The following is a 15,373-nucleotide window of genomic DNA, read 5'->3' on the forward strand; positions in this document are numbered from 1 at the left end:
CGTGTTGAAGGTATTGGGAGCGCTGATCATCATCGGCTGTGTGCTGGGCGGTTACATGATGGCCCACGGAGAACTGGCCATGCTCTGGCAGCCGGCCGAAGTGCTGATCATCCTCGGGGCCGGGCTCGGCAGCCTGGTGGTCGGCAACCCCAAGGAGGTGCTGCACGAGATGTGCGTGCAGATCAAGGGTGTGTTCGTTTACAAGCGCCGCGGCGAGGAGTTCCAGCGCCAGCTGCTGATGCTGCTCTATGAACTGCTGGAAACCGTGGAAGAGGGCGGCCTCAAAGCCCTCGACGAACATATCGAGGACCCGGAGAGGAGCGAGTTGTTCAGCAAGTACCCGCTGATCGTCAAAGAAGCGACCCTGATGTTCTTTATCGCCGACAACTTCCGCCTGATGGCCATGGGCAAGATCAGCGCCCATGAACTCGAGGGGTTCCTCGAGCAGGAGCTGGAGGCCATGGAGCATGCCCTGCTGCAGCCGGCGCGCTCGCTGCACAAGGTCGGTGAGGCCATGCCCGGCTTCGGCATACTCGCGGCGATCCTCGGCATCGTCATCACCATGGGTAACATCGGCGGCTCGGTGGCCGAGGTCGGTGCCCATGTGGCGGCGGCCCTGGTCGGCACCTTCCTCGGCATTTTCTGCTGCTACTGCCTGATGGACCCGCTGTCCAACGCCATGAGCCAGCTGATCAAGACCGAACTGTCGGCCCTGGAGTGTGTGCGCACCACCCTGGTCGCCCATGTGGCCGGCAAGCCCACGCTGCTGGCGGTGGACGCCGGGCGCAAGCTGATCGAGCAGGATGTCAAACCGGCGTTCAAACAGCTGGAGATCTGGGTCAACCAGTTCGAGGAGCAAAGGGAGGCCGCATGAAGAAGCGCAGCGGGGACCACCAGGAAATCATCATCAAGCGTCGCTCCAAACGCGGTCATGAGCAAGCACATGGGGGTGCCTGGAAGGTGGCCTTTGCCGACTTCACCATGGCCATGATGGCCTTGTTTATGGTGCTGTGGATCGTCCAGCCGCAAACCAAGCTAGAGGCACCGGCGGCAGCCGAGCAGTTCAGCAACCCGCTGACCGACGGTGGCGCCGGGGTGTTCGACGGCAAGAGCCGTTCGCCGCTCGAACTCGATGGTATTCCGGTGCAGGTCAGTCAGGTGCAAACCCCGGAAAATGCCGCCATGCGCCCCCAGGACCGGCCCAGCGAACACTCCGGCGCAACACCGCGCATGTACGGCACGCCCGAAGAGCTGAAGGCGCTGGCCGCCTTGATGCAGAGCGTGGCCGTGGAGCTGCAGGGCGAAGCCAATATCGTCGTCGATGTGGTGCCGCAGGGGCTGCGCATCCTGCTGCGCGACGATCAGCAACGTGTCATGTTCGAGCGTGGCAGCACCCGCCTGACGCCGCACTTCCAGGGGCTGATGGGCGGCCTGGCCAAGGTGCTCGGCAAGGTGCAGAACAAGCTGATTATCAGCGGTCATACCGATGCCACGCCGTACCGTGGCGGCCGTGGTTACGACAACTGGAACCTGTCCGGCGACCGCGCCCTCAGCGCGCGTCATGCGCTGGTCGCCGCCGGCCTGTCCGCCGACGGTGTGCTGCAGGTCACCGCCCATGCCGAGCGCATGCCGCTGCGCCCGCAGGCGCCGGAAGATGGCGTCAACCGCCGGGTCGAGGTGCTGTTGCTGACGCAGCAGGCCGAGCAGCTGTATCGCCAGCTGTTCGGCGACAGCTATGCCCACGCCCAGGTCAGCCAGGGCGGTGCGCACTTCGTCAAAGAGCAGGGCAAGCCGTTGTGAGGCTTGCTGCCGCTCGCCACGCCGCCGTTGCGCGGCGCGACTGAGCCTGCTCCACGCCACTTTTCTTCCCGGGACTGCCGCCCAAGATGACCTCCTTTCTCACCCCCAAGGCGCAGGCCAGCAGCGCCGCGCAAGCGGCCGCCGCTCTGACCTTGCGCATCGACCAGACACTGAGCGAAAACACCCCGGCACTGCCCAGCCGGCTCAAGGATCTCGTCGATCGTGCCCTCGGCGATCTGCATTTCGAGTACGCGCTGGAGCTGGAGCTGGCCGAGGCCGCGCGTGTCGACCTGGCTCGCAAGCTGGCCAAGGCCGAACGGGCCGTCGTTCGCTCGCAGGAGGAGCTGGCCGCAACGCACCAGTTGTTCGAGTCCGAGCAGCGTGCCCACGGCCGGGCCTTGGTCGCCAATGCCGGCCTCGAGACCCTCCTCGAAAAAAGCGACCGGGATCTTGCAGAACTGGCCGCGCAACAGCAGACCCGCGCGGTTGCCCTGGTCGAGGCGCAGCAGCTCGCGCTGCACTCGCAGGCGGATCTGGCCGAGGCGTACGGCCTCTTGCAGGCCGAGCAGCAGGCCCATAAGCAGGCGCTGGCGGCCAACGCCGCTCTTGAGAGCCAGTTGGAGCAGGGCAATGGTGAGCTTGCAGAGCTGGGTGCGCGCCTGGACGCGGCCGGACTGCGCCAGGCGCAGGATAGTGCTGAGCAGCAGGCGGTCGAGGCTGCACTGGCTTCGGCTCAGTTGGCGGTGGGCGAGCTGCGCCAGCGCTTGGATGAAGCCCGGCAAGGAATGAGCGGGCTCGAGGCCCGTGCGACGCAGGCCGAGCGTGCCGCCGAGCAGGCCCGCCAGCAGCTCGAGCAACAGCAGGCAAGCACTGCCGCGCAGCTGGAGGGACTGCAGCAGCGGCATGCGGCGGAGCAGGGCATTCTCCAGCAGGAACTGCACGAGCAGCGTGCTGTACTGACCAAGGCGCAGGCCGGCCTGGGCGATCTCAGGGGGCGTCTGGCGCACACCGGAGCCGAGGTCGAGGCGCTGCGTCGGCACAACGCTACGCTCACCGAGCAGGCGGCCGACAAGGGTCAGCGTCTGGTCGAACTAGGCCGCACGCTGGCGCAGGCCGGCGAGCGCCAGCGTAAGTCCTCGACGCTGATCAGCGATGCGAAGGCGGTACTCGCCGAATCCAAGCAGAGCATCGCCTTGCTGGAGGTCAAGTTGCGCGATGCCAGGGAGGAGGCCCACTCGCTGCGCGCGGAGCTCGCCTGCGCCCGGCCGATCGAGGCCCCCTCAGACGAGGTCTGAGAAGCTGTTCGCGATCTTTGCAGGGGGCGCCGCGCGCGCCCAAGGGTTTTTATTGCTGGGTCGTTTCCGCTCGCGGGCACCAGAGACGGCGAAATTCCTGGACATAGAAGCAGTCCCGGAAGGGTTGCAGGTGCAGGGTCGAACCGGTCTGGCTGACGTAAGCGTCGTGGAACAGCTCCGCTTCGCTGGTCGGGTGCGCGCCGATTTGCTGACCATGCTCCACCGTCAGCTGAAAGGCCCAGGGAAAGTGATAGCTGACCTTGCCGCTGCTCTCGACATAGCCGTCCTCTCGGCTCTGCACCACCACCATGAAGTGGCCGGCGCGCAAGTTGGCCATGCGTGCGGAGTCGAGCACCCTGCCGTCGGCCAGCACCACCTGGCCGGCGGCGCGGTAGTCGCCGTACAGCACGCGACCCAGCAGCCATTCATAGCTGAGCAGGGTGGCGAACAGCGCCAGGGCGCCGGCGAAGACCAGCCAATAGTTGCGCTTGCTCATTGCAGGCATCTCCGTAGCTGTTCATCCGCCACCTGCTCGAGCTGGTCGTGATGCAGCAGCAGCCAGCGCGACTCACCGTTGCGGGGTCTGCAGACCAGTTCGTAGGCGTCCTGGCCGTCGCCCAGAAACACCTCGGTTGGCTGGCTGACGAGGCGCGGCAAGCGCTCGCGCAGGGGGCTGGTACGCTGGATAAGCTGCTGCAACTGCTGGCCGCTGGCATCGGGGTCGTAATAGATCAGCGTCAGCCGACCCAGCGCATACTCCTGGCTGGCCATGGAGGTCGGAGCGGGCAGCGCTTGCCAGGAGAGCAGGGCGCTGCCGGCCAGGATGACTGCCACCAGGGCGCTGATGGCGGCGATGCTGGGCCAAGGTCTGGACGGGGCGGCCGCCGCCGGTGCGGTCGGCCCCATGTCTGTCCGGGGCAGGGCGGCTGCGGCAGCCGACGCTGCGCCGGCAGGTGCTGGCGGCTCGACCGCCTCGGGCCGGTCAGGCGTCGACGTTGCGGCAGTCGACACTGCGGCAGCCGGGGCTGTGGTGGCCGGTGCGCTGGCGGCTGGCGTGCTATCCGGCTCGGCGGTGCGGGCCTCCAGCAGATAGTCGGGATTGAACAGGTAGCCGCGTCGCGGAAGGGTCTGGATGATCTGCCGCGCTTTCTCATCGCCGAGAACCTGGCGCAGCACATACACCTGTTGGTTCAGGCTGCCCTGGCTAACCACTCGATCGGCCCAGGCGAACTGCAGCAGCTCTTCGCGGGACACCACTTCACCCGGCGTCTGCAGCAGGCGCTCCAGCAGACGGCTGCCGGAATAGCCCAGCTCGATACGCTCTTCGTCGCCGTCGAGCTGCAGCTGGAAGCGCGTCGGGTAGAAATACACCCGGCAATCCGGGTGACCCGTCTTCAGGGGCAGGCAGGGCACGCCGCTGTCGGAAGGGCTGGGAGAGCTGGCGCTGCTGTGGGTCATGGCCTGTGAGGGTTTTCCTGAAAGCTACCGGGCGAAATTCTGGCGTCCTGCAATATCTGACGCAGATTGCATTTTTACCAGGTGAATCGGGGGCTGGCGATTTGCCCATGGACCTGAGTTTAGCCGCTCCCTTGCCCATGCTGCAGCCATTTGCCGCACACAAAAAAGCCACGCCCTGCAGGTGCAGGGCGTGGCGAAGGCGTTGGTCGCATCAGCGACCACCGGGTCTTAGCCCAGCAGGGACATGACCATGCCTGGCATCTGACCGGCTTGCTTGAGCATGGAGATGCCGGACTGCATCAGCATGCTGTTCTTGGCCATGGTGGCCGATTCGGAGGCAAAGTCGGCGTCCATGATGCGGCCGCGGGCCATATCGGTGTTGTCCTTCATGTTGCCCAGGTTGTTGCTGGTGTGCTGCAGACGGTTGATATTGGCGCCGAACTGGGCACGCATGGCGGTGACGCTGTCCATGGCGGTGTCCATCAGGGCCATGGTGGCGGTAGCGCTGGCGTTGTCGGTCATGGTGCCGGCTTTGCCCGCAGCCCAGTCGGTGTTCAGGGTGGTCAGGGTGCCACCGACGTTGGCGGCCAGGGTCAGCTTCTCGGCTGCATCGCCACCGATCTGGAAGTTGACGGCGGCGGTGAACTTGCCACCGCCGGCGAACAGGGCTTCACCAGCGTACTTGGTGTTGGTCATGATGTTGTCGACTTCTTTGCCCAGTTCGGTGAACTCGGTCTGCATGGCAGTACGGTCGGCGACGCTGTTGGTATCGTTCGCTGCCTGCTCGGACAAATCCTTCATGCGCTGCATGATGTCGCCCACTTCCTTCATCGCGCCTTCGGCGGTCTGCAGCAGGGAGATGCCGTCGCCGACATTGCGCATGGCCACGGCCATGCCGCGGGAGCCGGCGTTCAGGCGGGTGGCGATCTGCAGACCGGCGGCGTCGTCGGCGGCGCTGTTGATGCGCAGGCCAGTGCCCAGGCGCTGCTGGTTGGTGGCCAGGGCGTTGTTGGTCTTGCTCAGGTTGGTTTGAGTGACCAGAGCGGAGTAGTTGGTGTGGATTGACAGAGCCATGATGAATACCTTCCTGCGGATTGCGTCGTGAGAGAAAGCTGGCTGCGTTTGCCTGCTGAGGAAGTAGAGCGACAATCGCCGGCAGGGGCTTAAGCGAAATTTAATATTTTTCTGGCGCCCGGCTTTTGACGGATGCACGGAGGGCTCTGGAACGAGCGCTGGCGCGGTATTGACCTGGCATTGCTGACGCCGCAAGCAGCCGTCTGTGGGTGTTTGGCGCCGGCCATGGCCCGTGGCCGGCGCCAAATAGGGGGCGCATCGGAACGCTGTAGGTGCTGTGCGCTGCGCACCTCCAGACAGATCCGGGCATTACCGGCGAGGGGGTGGCCGCTCGCGCAGGGAGGTAGTCAGCAGGCGGTGTGGCCACGCCTGCTGCACTGGCCTGCGGGTCACTGGTAACGGCTGCTGACCACGCCTTCGTCCATCACCTTGGCCTTGATCACCTTCTCGCTGGACAGGTTACGTACGCGGATCACCGCGCCGCGCTGGCCGTTTTCCAGGGCCTCGCCCAGGGCGCTGGCGGAGATGCCGTCCTGACTGGCCTGGATCTTCACCTGCTGGCCGCGACGTACCAGCAGTGCTTGGCCGAGCAGGGCAGGGGTCAGCAACTGGTCGGCGCGGATGCTTCGCTTGGCGCCCTGGCCGATGACCTCTTCGGCGCGGTGGTAAAAACCGCGCGACAGCTTGCCCAGGGCCACCTCCTGGCGCTTGAGTTGGCCCGCGCCGAGGGTCTGGCCGCGCTCAATGGCTTGGCTGGTGAACAGCACGGGCAGGTACAGCTCCACCTCCGCCACGTAGTCCCGGCTCCAGCCCGGCTGGGTGGGGCAATACAGGCTGAAGCGCTGGCGTCCGTGCGGCGCGTCGGCGCTCTGCGCGGCGCGCGGCTGCAGCGGTTCGGCACAGGCCTGGGGCGGCGCATTGCCGATCAGGGTGCCGCTCTCGCGGACGAAGCGCAGTCCCTGCCAGCCCTGACGCTGGGCATGGCTCGCCACCCGTTCGCTCAGCGCCTGGTCGACGGCGGCCTCGATCTGGGCCAGCGGCGTGACGGCTTGCGCCTGGGGCAACAGCAGCAGCAGGCCGAGCGGCAGCAGGCGCAAGAGTGCGGAAACACGCCTTCCGCAGGGTCGTCCTGCGGCACTCGAAAGCGGAAGCTGGACCGCCGCGAAGGCGCTGTATCCCCTTAATAAATCCTTATTTATCAACATTATGTAGTTAATTTCCGGACTGGGCACGATTTCTGCTTAGAGGTATTGACCAAACCCGATGCAGGAGGAAGGTGAGCATGAGTATAAGGATCGATGAGGCAATCGGCGTGCATGCGCATGCCCTGGAACTGCGTTCGTTGCGCAGCGAGATTCTGGCGGCGAACCTGGCCAACGAGGATACCCCGGGGTTCAAGGCGCGTGACCTGGATTTTGCCGGCGAAATGCAGCGCCTGGATCCGGGCGCGGCCTTTAACGATTCAGTGGGGGCGTCGCGTCTGCAGTACCGCCTGCCGAATCAGGCCGCTCAGGATGGCAACAGCGTCGAGCTGGCCGTGGAACAGGCCGAGTTCGCCCGCAATGCCACCGATTTCCAATCCAGCCTGACCTTCCTCAGCATGAATTTCCGCGGTCTCAAACAAGCCATCGAGGGGCGCTAAGTCATGTCGTTCGACGCCATCTACCGCATCGCCGGGTCATCCATGAACGCACAGACCGTGCGCCTCAACACCGTGGCCAGCAACCTGGCCAACGCCGACTCCGCGGCCAGTAGCCCGGAGGCGGTCTACCAGGCGCGCAAGCCGGTGTTCGCCGCCGTTTACGGCAACGAGGAAATGAGCCAGTCGGCCGGCATGGGTGGCGCCCACGTGCAGGTCCTCGATGTGGTCACGTCCGGGCTCGAGCCGCAACGCCGCTACGAGCCGGAAAACCCGCTGGCCAATACCGACGGCTATGTGTTTTACGCCGACATCAACCAGATCGAGGAGATGACCGACATGATGTCGGCTACTCGCAGTTTCGAAACCGGCGTGGAGGTGCTCAACCGCGTCAAGAGCATGCAGCAGGGTCTGCTGCGACTGGGAGAAGTCTGATGGCGTTGGTCAACGGTACTCAACAGGGCAACCTGGCCCTGGCCGACAGCGACGAGAAAGTGCGTGCCGGCGTCAATATCAGCGATGCCGCGCAGATGGAGAACAACTTCATCGACCTGATGGTGGCGCAGATCCGCAACCAGGATCCGACCAAGCCGGTGGACAGCACCGAGTTCCTCAACCAGTTCTCGGCCATGAGCCAGGTCAAGAGCCTGGAGAACATGACCCGCCTCAGCCAGAGCAACTTGGTGCTGCTGGACAACCTGCAGACCCTGGCCGCCGCCGGCCTGGTCGGTCAGCAGGTCAAGGTCGGTACCGACAGCATCAGCCTCGATGGCCGCGCGGTGTCCGGGCAGATGACCCTGCAGCACGCGGCGGGTAGCACGCTGCTGCGCCTGACCGACACCAACGGGGTGACCCGCGAGGTGGAGCTGGGCGGGCATGCTCCCGGTAGCCTGAGCTTCAACCTCGATCCGCAGGCCCTGGGCCTGCGCCCCGGCACGTACGGCATCGAGGCCGTGACCGACAACGGCGAATCCCCGAGCGTCGAACTGCAGGGCGAAGTGACCCATGTGCGTGTCAGCGACGAGGGCCCGGTGCTCGACGTGGCCGGCATCGGCAGCGTGCCGTTCTACAGCCTTACCGAATTCGGTCGCGGCGCGACCGGTAGCCTGCTGTGACGCAGCCGCTTCCCCTCTTTTTTACAGGTGCCTGACAGATGAGTTTTAACATTGCCCTGACCGGACTCAACTCGATCAACGAACAACTCAACACCATCAGCAACAACATCGCCAACTCCGGCACCACCGGCTTCAAGTCGTCGCGTACCGAGTTCGGCAGCGTGTATGCCGACAGCCAGGCCATGGGCGTGGAAGTGCTCGGCAAAACCCAGAGCATCAGTCAGGGCGGCGCCCTGGTCGCGACCGGGCGCAGCCTCGACCTGGCCATCTCCGGCGGTGGTTTTTTCACCACCCGGGCCAGCAACGGTGCAATCCAATACACCCGCGCCGGGGTGTTCGGTACCGACCAGGACAACTACATCGCCAGTGCCAGCGGGCAGCGCCTGCAGGGCTATCCGGTGGACGCCGATGGCAACTTGCTGGTCGGTGCGATCGGCGACCTGCAATTGCAGACCGCCAACCTGCCGGCCAAGGCCACCGACAGCCTGGATTTCGTCGGCAACCTCGACGCCAACGAAGCGGTGCCCACGGTGGCACCGTTCGACCCGGCCAACGTCGCCAGCTACAACTCCAGCTACACCACCAAGGTGTTCGACTCCCTGGGTCGCGAGCACACCCTGACCCAGTATTTCGTCAAGACCGCCGCCAATACCTGGGACGCCCACTACTACGCCGATGGCGCCGCCGCCGCGCCGGCTTCGCTGCCGCTGACCTTCGACACCGGCGGTGCCTTGACTGCGCCGGTCGCCCCGTTCGCGGTGAGCTTCCCCACCCCGGGAGCCAATCCCATGAGCGTCGCCGTCGACTACACCGGCACCAGCCAGTACGGCTCGGATTTCGTGGTGACCACCAACCTGGCCAACGGTTATTCGGCGGGTGAGCAGACCGGCCTGGCGGTGGAAAAGGACGGCCGTGTGTTCGCCAACTACAGCAATGGCCAGCGCATGCTGCAGGGTCAGGTGGTCATGGCCAACTTCATCAACGCCCAGGGCCTGCGCAACGAGAACGGTACTGCCTGGAGCGAGACCAGTGAATCCGGGCAGCCATTGTATGGTGTGGCTGGCATCGGCTCGTTCGGCGATCTGGCCGCCGGCACCCTGGAAAGCTCCAACGTCGACCTGACCCAGCAGCTGGTCAGCCTGATGGAAGGCCAGCGCAACTACCAGGCCAACACCAAGGTGCTGTCCACCGACAAAGAGCTGATCCAGGTGCTGTTCAGCGCCATCTGAGGACTGATCCCATGGACCGTTTGGGCTTTACCGCAATGACCGCCGCCAGTCGCACCATGAGCTCGCTGCAGCTGCGCGCGAACAACCTGGCCAACGCCACCACGCCGGGTTTCCGCGCCGACATGGAGCAGGCCGAAGCGGTGACCGTACAGGGCTACGGCTACGACAGCCGGCACCTGGCGCGCCTGCGCGACAACGGGGTGAACATGCAGGCCGGCCAGCTGATGGCCACTGGGCGCGACCTGGATGTGGCCGTGCAGGGCCAGGGCCTGATCGCTCTCGAGGGGCCGGAAGGCGAGGTCTATACCCGCCACGGCAGCATCCAGGTGGATGCCGACCTGAACCTGACCATCAATGGCCGGCCGGTGCTGGGCGAGGGCGGCCCTATTACCCTGCCCGAGTACGACAGCCTGCGGATCGGCAGCGATGGCACCGTGTCGGTGATCCCGCGCGGCGACTACCTGATGGCCGAGGTCGACCGCATCAAGCGGGTGGACGTCCCGGCGGCCAACCTGACCAAGGACGGCAGCGGCCTGCTGGTGACCCGCGATGGTCAGCCGGCCGAGGCCAGCGACGACGTGCGCCTGGTCAGTGGTTATCTGGAAGCCAGCAACGTGTCTGCCGTCGGCGAACTGGTGGCGAGCATGAGCTTGAGCCGCCTGTTCGAGACGCAGGTGAAAATGATGAAAGCTGCCGAGGACTTGTCCGACGCAGGCAACCGCATGATTCGCGGTTAACCGGAGGTACGCATGAGTTCGGCACTTTGGGTGAGCAAGACCGGTCTGGCGGCGCAAGACACTGCGCTGTCCACCGTGGCCAACAACCTGGCCAACGTCAATACCGTCGGCTTCAAGAGCGATCGGGCGGTATTCGAGGACCTGTTCTATTCGGTCGAGGTGCAACCTGGCGCCCAGGCCGACGAGGTCAATACCGTGCCCTCGGGCATCCAGCTGGGCAGTGGCGTACGGGTGGTCGGCACGCAGAAGACCTTCACCGAAGGCAACATGCAGCCGACCGGCCAGCCGATGGACCTGGCCATCGTCGGCCGCGGTTTCTTCCAGGTGGAAGCGGCCAACGGCGACATCTATTACACGGAGAACGGCCAGTTCCAGCTCAACGCCGACGGCATGGTGGTCAACGCCCAGGGCCTGCCGTTGTCGCCGGGCCTGGAAGTGCCCGAAGGCAGCAGCCGCTTCACCGTGGGCAGCGACGGTATCGTCACCGTGGTCCTGCCGGGTGAAACCCTGCCAAGCGAAATCGGCCAGATCACCCTGGTCAACTTCGTCAACCCGGCCGGCCTCGAGGCCCTGGGCGGCAACCTGTACAAGGAAACCGGGGCCAGCGGCGAGCCGGTGGAAGGCACCCCTGGCGATGGCGGCCTGGGCAACATCAAGCAGGGCGTGCTGGAAGGCTCCAACGTGCAGGTGGTCGAGGCCATGGTCAACATGATCAGCATCCAGCGCGCCTACGAGGCCAACGCCAAGGTGCTCGACGCCGCCTCCGGCATGTTGCAGTTCCTCAACCAAACCGTGTGAGTGCGATGAAGACGTTCCTGATCCTGTTCGGCGCACTGCTGCTCGGCGGCTGCGCCAGCTTCCACGAGATGCTGCCTGAAGACGACTCCACCGACTACCAGCCGCTGGACCTGGATTACAGCCTGCCGCCGACCACCGGCGGCGGGCTGTTCCGCTCCGGCTACAGCGGCGCCCTGACCCAGGATCAGCGTGCCCTGCGCATCGGCGACATCCTCACCGTGATGCTGGAAGAAGAGACCCAGTCGAGTAAGAGCGCCGGCACCAGCTTCGGCAAGAGTTCGGGGGTGTCGATTGGCGTTCCCACCGTGCTGGGCAGCACCTACGACCAGCTGGAAACCTCCGCCGAGGCTGAGCGCGATTTCAAGGGTTCGGCCAAGAGCTCGCAGCAGAACTCCCTGCGTGGCTCCATCGCCGTCACCGTGCACCGCGTGCTGCCTAACGGTTCGCTGCTGATCAAGGGCGAAAAGAGCCTGCGCCTGAACCAGGGCGAGGAGTTCATCCGCCTGACCGGCCTGGTGCGGGTCGACGACATCAACCGGTTCAACCAGGTGTCGTCGCTGAACGTGGCCAACGCGAAAATCTCCTATGCCGGCAGAGGGGTGCTCAATGACAGCAACTCCGCGGGCTGGCTGACGCGTGTCTTCTCCCATCCGATTTTCCCGCTGTAATCGAGGCTGGCTATGCGCTGGATGTTGAAAACCTTGCTGGGTCTGCCTCCTTTGCTGCTGGCACTGGGCGCCCAAGCGGTGCCCTTGCTGGATCTGGTCGACGTGGAGGGCATCCGTGGCAACCAATTGGTGGGCTACGGCCTGGTGGTCGGCCTGGACGGCACCGGCGACAAGAACCAGGTGAAGTTCACCAGTCAGTCGGTGACCAACCTGATCAAGCAGTTCGGCGTCAACCTGCCGCCCAACGTTGACCCCAAGCTGAAGAACGTCGCCGCGGTGACCATCACCGCCAGCGTGCCGCCGTCCTACGGCCCGGGGCAGCTGATCGACGTCACCGTGTCCTCGCTGGGCGATGCCAAGAGCCTGCGCGGTGGCCAGCTGTTGATGACGCCGCTGCGTGGCGTCGACGGCGAGTCCTACGCCCTGGCCCAGGGCGGGGTGGTGGTCGGCGGTCTTAATGCCCAGGGCCAAAGCGGTTCCAGCGTGGCGATCAACACCGCCAACAGCGGCCGCATCCCCAATGGCGCGACCATCGAGCGGATGATTCCCAGCGACTTCAGCCAGCGCCCGGAGATCATGCTCAACCTGCGCCAGCCCAGCTTCCAGACCGCGGCCAAGGTGGTCAACGCCTTGGAGCGGGTGTTCGGCAGCGGCGCGGCGCAAGCCCTGGACGGCACCCGGATCAGCGTGCGCGCGCCGCAGGCGGGCAATCAACGCACCAGCTTTATGGCCCTGCTGGAAACCGTCGAGGTGCAAGAGGGTCGGCAACGACCCAAGGTGGTGTTCAACAGCCGCACCGGCACCGTGGTGGTTGGCCAGGGCGTGCGGGTCAAGGCCGCTGCGGTGAGCCATGGCTCGTTGACCGTGACCATCAGCGAGAACCCCCAGGTCAGCCAGCCCGAGGCGTTCAGCAAGGGCACCACGGCGGTGACCCCACAGTCGTCCATCGATGTGGCTCAGGAAGCCAAGCCGATGTTCAAGTGGCCAGACGGCGCCAGCCTGGAAAGCATCATCGACACGGTGAACAGCCTGGGCGCCACCCCCGACGATGTCATGAGCATTCTGCAGGCGCTGGAACAGGCCGGTGCATTGAATGCCGAACTGATCGTGATCTGACGAGCCCCCTCCATGAGCATTGTTTCTCTCAATCCGTCGTTGCTTGCCCACCCGCCCCTGGCCACTCCCGCTGCAGGCGCCAACAGCCAGTTGGCGGTTGCCGCCGAGCAGTTCGAGGCGCTGTTTCTGCAGCAGATCCTCAAGCAGATGCGCAAGGCCGGCGATGTGCTGGCCGAAGGCAGTCCGCTGCACAGTCGGGAGATGTCGACCATGCGCGACTTGCACGACGAGGTCCTGGCGGAAACCCTGGCCGGACAGCAGCAGGCTGGCATCTCCAGTCTGCTGGTGAGCCAGTTGTCCGGCGGCCCGGGCTGCGCGGCCCCGCTGGAGCAGGCGCAGCTGGCGGCCCGCCAGGCGCCGTTGCCGGAGCGGTCGCAGGGGCTGCAGCCGATGGCCAGTGCACCGAGCCTGGTGCAACCGCTGCGCGAGACCTGGCAGCGTGGCGTGAGCGAGGTCGAGGGGCTCTGGCAGCGTGGCAAGGTCGGCTTCCAGCAGCTGGTCGAACGGGTGATCCAACACGAGTCGGCGGGCAATGTCGCCGCCGTCTCCAACAAGGGCGCCCTGGGCCTGATGCAGCTGATGCCGGCCACGGCACAGGACATGGCCAGGGAGTTGGGCCTGGCCTATGACGAACAGCGCCTGCGCAGCGACGCCGGCTACAACAAGCGTCTGGGCAGCGCCTATCTGGACAAGCTGCTCGACCGCTACGGCGGTCATCAAGCGCTGGCTGTCGCGGCTTACAATGCCGGCCCGGGCCGGGTCGACAGTTGGTTGCAGGCGCATGGCGACCCGCGTCGCGGCGAGGTCAGCACGGGCGAGTGGATCGAGCGCATTCCCTTCCAGGAAACCCGCGACTATACCCGCAGCATCATCGGTGAGCAGGCGGCGACCACCCCTGCCGTGCGTACGCCCGAGGCACCGGTCGTATCACAGATGCCGCTGGCCGCGCTTAAGCCGACGGCAGAATCGGTCGCTTTGTCTGGGGTGAGGCCGGCCGTTGCCGACCATCGCGTCCGGTCCGAGGCATTTGCCCGGCCGATCCGCCTTGAGCGCAAGGAGACCTTGTCGTGAGTACCCTCAGCCAGATCAGTTACAGCGGTGTGAGTGCTGCCCAGAGGGCCCTGGCCACCACCGGGCAGAATATTGCCAATGCCAATACTCCGGGTTTCAGCCGGCTCAGCACGCTGTTGGCCTCGCGCGCCGGGAGCAGTGCGCTGAATGCCGGTGGCGGCGTGGAAGTGACCAGCATCCGCCGCATGTCCGACGAATTTCTGTCCCAGCAGCTGTGGCGGGCCAACAGCGATCAGCATTTCTCCGAGACCATGCAGCAGTACCTTGGTGCGCTGGAAGGCCTGATGGGCGGCGAGGGTTCGAGCATCAGCGTTGGCCTCGACCAGTTTTTCGCCGCGCTCAGCGAGGCCAGCCCGACTCCCGGTTCGCTGGCCCTGCGTCAGCAGACCCTCAGCGAAGCGGGCAACCTGGCGCAGCGCTTCAATGGCCTCAATGGCAATATCCAGGCTCAGCTCGACTCGCTGCACGAGCAGCGTCAGGCGATGGTCGCCGAGACCAATGGGCTGATCGACAATATTGCCGAGCTCAACAAAAAGATCATCGAGACCGAGTCGGTCAATGGCGACAGCAACGCCCTGCGCGACCAGCGCGAGGAGCTGACCCAGCAGCTCAGCCGTTTCGCCGCGCTGCGTATCAATGAAGTGGCCGATGGCTCCTACACAATCGCAATGACCAATGGCCAGCCACTGGTGGTCGGCGCCACCGCCGCACGCCTCGATGTGCGTGTGGATGCCAGCAACCAGCAGAATATTTCCCTGGCCTTCGCCGGCACGCAATTCCCGCTGCGCCAGGATAGCTTCGGTGGGGCACTGGGCGGTCTGTACAGCAGCGAATACGACACACTGCGCCCCATGCAGGACGCACTGCACCAGATGGCCGACCAAATGGCGCAGAAGGTCAATGGGCTGATGAGCGCCGGCTTCGATCTGGCCGGCAATCCAGGGCAGGCGCTGTTCACCTATGACCCCAACAGCACCACGCAGATGCTCAAGGTGGAAAAGCTCACGGCTGAGCAGCTGGCGTTTTCCGACACCGCCGGTGAGCAGGGAAACAACGGCAATCTGCTCGCCCTGCTGGGCCTGAAGAGCCAGGGCATCACCCTCAACGGCAGTGCCTTCACCCTCAATGACGCCTACACCAGTCTGCTCGGCCGGGTCGCCAGCGACAGCCGGCAGAGCAAGGCCGACCTGCAGACCTCCACGGCGGTGACCCAGCAGGCCCAGGCCCAGCGCGACAGCGTCAGCGCGGTGAACCTGGACGAGGAGGCGGTCAGCTTGATGACCTACCAGCAGGCCTACCAGGCCAACATGAAGGTCATCGCGACCGCCCGGGATATTTTCGAAGAAATGCTGGCTTCCTTCTAAGCGAAGCCT

17 protein-coding genes are annotated in these 15,373 nt (G+C 65.2%); 13 read left to right on the forward strand and 4 right to left on the reverse strand.

Annotation, left to right across the window (positions count from 1 at the left end; genetic code table 11):
- The first annotated feature begins 1 nt into the window (after position 1).
- The 3 genes from motA to ABWY06_RS01625 all read left to right on the forward strand — a co-directional run bounded on the left by motA (position 2) and on the right by ABWY06_RS01625 (position 3,095).
- Complete coding sequence (gene motA / locus ABWY06_RS01615; RefSeq protein ID WP_353923811.1) at positions 2–874, forward strand: flagellar motor stator protein MotA; 873 nt, start codon at positions 2–4, stop codon at positions 872–874.
- Positions 871–1,800, forward strand: a complete 930-nt coding sequence (locus ABWY06_RS01620) for a flagellar motor protein MotB (RefSeq protein WP_353923812.1) — start codon at positions 871–873, stop codon at positions 1,798–1,800. The genes motA and ABWY06_RS01620 overlap by 4 nt, the downstream gene beginning before the upstream one ends.
- Positions 1,801–1,886: 86 nt before the next feature.
- On the forward strand, positions 1,887–3,095 hold the full coding sequence (locus ABWY06_RS01625; protein WP_353923813.1) for a coiled-coil domain-containing protein: 1,209 nt from the start codon (positions 1,887–1,889) through the stop codon (positions 3,093–3,095).
- Positions 3,096–3,144: 49 nt separating this feature from the next.
- Here the strand turns inward: ABWY06_RS01625 and ABWY06_RS01630 are convergent, their stop codons facing one another.
- From ABWY06_RS01630 to flgA, 4 genes are all read right to left on the reverse strand, one after another.
- On the reverse strand, positions 3,145–3,591 hold the full coding sequence (locus ABWY06_RS01630; RefSeq protein ID WP_353923814.1) for a hypothetical protein: 447 nt from the start codon (positions 3,589–3,591) through the stop codon (positions 3,145–3,147).
- Complete coding sequence (locus ABWY06_RS01635; protein ID WP_353923815.1) at positions 3,588–4,553, reverse strand: winged helix-turn-helix domain-containing protein; 966 nt, start codon at positions 4,551–4,553, stop codon at positions 3,588–3,590. Before ABWY06_RS01635 ends, ABWY06_RS01630 begins: the two co-directional genes overlap by 4 nt.
- A gap of 228 nt (positions 4,554–4,781) precedes the next feature.
- Positions 4,782–5,627: a lateral flagellin LafA gene (gene lafA / locus ABWY06_RS01640; RefSeq protein WP_353923816.1), complete on the reverse strand. Its 846-nt coding sequence runs from the start codon at positions 5,625–5,627 to the stop codon at positions 4,782–4,784.
- A 389-nt stretch (positions 5,628–6,016) separates the two neighbouring features.
- Entirely contained in the window at positions 6,017–6,724 is a 708-nt protein-coding gene (flgA, locus tag ABWY06_RS01645) for a flagellar basal body P-ring formation chaperone FlgA (RefSeq protein ID WP_353923817.1), read from the reverse strand.
- A 185-nt stretch (positions 6,725–6,909) separates the two neighbouring features.
- Between flgA and flgB the strand changes: the two genes are divergently transcribed.
- Genes flgB through flgK form a run of 10 tightly spaced genes read left to right on the forward strand, consistent with a single transcriptional unit; the run spans position 6,910 to position 15,364 of the window.
- Positions 6,910–7,269: a flagellar basal body rod protein FlgB gene (flgB, locus tag ABWY06_RS01650; RefSeq protein ID WP_353923818.1), complete on the forward strand. Its 360-nt coding sequence runs from the start codon at positions 6,910–6,912 to the stop codon at positions 7,267–7,269.
- Between the two features lie 3 nt (positions 7,270–7,272).
- Positions 7,273–7,701, forward strand: coding sequence for a flagellar basal body rod protein FlgC (gene flgC / locus ABWY06_RS01655; RefSeq protein ID WP_353923819.1), 429 nt, complete (start codon positions 7,273–7,275; stop codon positions 7,699–7,701).
- Positions 7,701–8,381 carry a flagellar hook capping FlgD N-terminal domain-containing protein gene (locus ABWY06_RS01660; RefSeq protein ID WP_353923820.1) on the forward strand — a complete coding sequence of 227 codons (681 nt, stop codon included), beginning with the start codon at positions 7,701–7,703 and terminating at the stop codon, positions 8,379–8,381. Before flgC ends, ABWY06_RS01660 begins: the two co-directional genes overlap by 1 nt.
- A gap of 38 nt (positions 8,382–8,419) precedes the next feature.
- Positions 8,420–9,610: a flagellar hook protein FlgE gene (gene flgE, locus ABWY06_RS01665; protein ID WP_353923821.1), complete on the forward strand. Its 1,191-nt coding sequence runs from the start codon at positions 8,420–8,422 to the stop codon at positions 9,608–9,610.
- An 11-nt stretch (positions 9,611–9,621) separates the two neighbouring features.
- Positions 9,622–10,347, forward strand: coding sequence for a flagellar basal body rod protein FlgF (locus tag ABWY06_RS01670; RefSeq protein WP_353923822.1), 726 nt, complete (start codon positions 9,622–9,624; stop codon positions 10,345–10,347).
- A gap of 12 nt (positions 10,348–10,359) precedes the next feature.
- Positions 10,360–11,145 (forward strand): flagellar basal-body rod protein FlgG, encoded by a 786-nt coding sequence (flgG, locus tag ABWY06_RS01675; RefSeq protein WP_353923823.1) that lies wholly within the window; start codon positions 10,360–10,362, stop codon positions 11,143–11,145.
- 5 nt (positions 11,146–11,150) lie between these two features.
- Positions 11,151–11,813, forward strand: a complete 663-nt coding sequence (gene flgH / locus ABWY06_RS01680) for a flagellar basal body L-ring protein FlgH (RefSeq protein WP_353923824.1) — start codon at positions 11,151–11,153, stop codon at positions 11,811–11,813.
- Between the two features lie 12 nt (positions 11,814–11,825).
- Positions 11,826–12,929, forward strand: a complete 1,104-nt coding sequence (locus ABWY06_RS01685) for a flagellar basal body P-ring protein FlgI (protein WP_502948131.1) — start codon at positions 11,826–11,828, stop codon at positions 12,927–12,929.
- Positions 12,930–12,941: 12 nt separating this feature from the next.
- Positions 12,942–14,000, forward strand: a complete 1,059-nt coding sequence (locus tag ABWY06_RS01690; protein ID WP_353923825.1) for a transglycosylase SLT domain-containing protein — start codon at positions 12,942–12,944, stop codon at positions 13,998–14,000.
- Positions 13,997–15,364, forward strand: coding sequence for a flagellar hook-associated protein FlgK (gene flgK, locus ABWY06_RS01695; RefSeq protein WP_353923826.1), 1,368 nt, complete (start codon positions 13,997–13,999; stop codon positions 15,362–15,364). The genes ABWY06_RS01690 and flgK overlap by 4 nt, the downstream gene beginning before the upstream one ends.
- Positions 15,365–15,373 lie beyond the last annotated feature (9 nt).

The organism is Pseudomonas sp., assembly GCF_040514055.1.
GTDB lineage: Bacteria > Pseudomonadota > Gammaproteobacteria > Pseudomonadales > Pseudomonadaceae > Aquipseudomonas.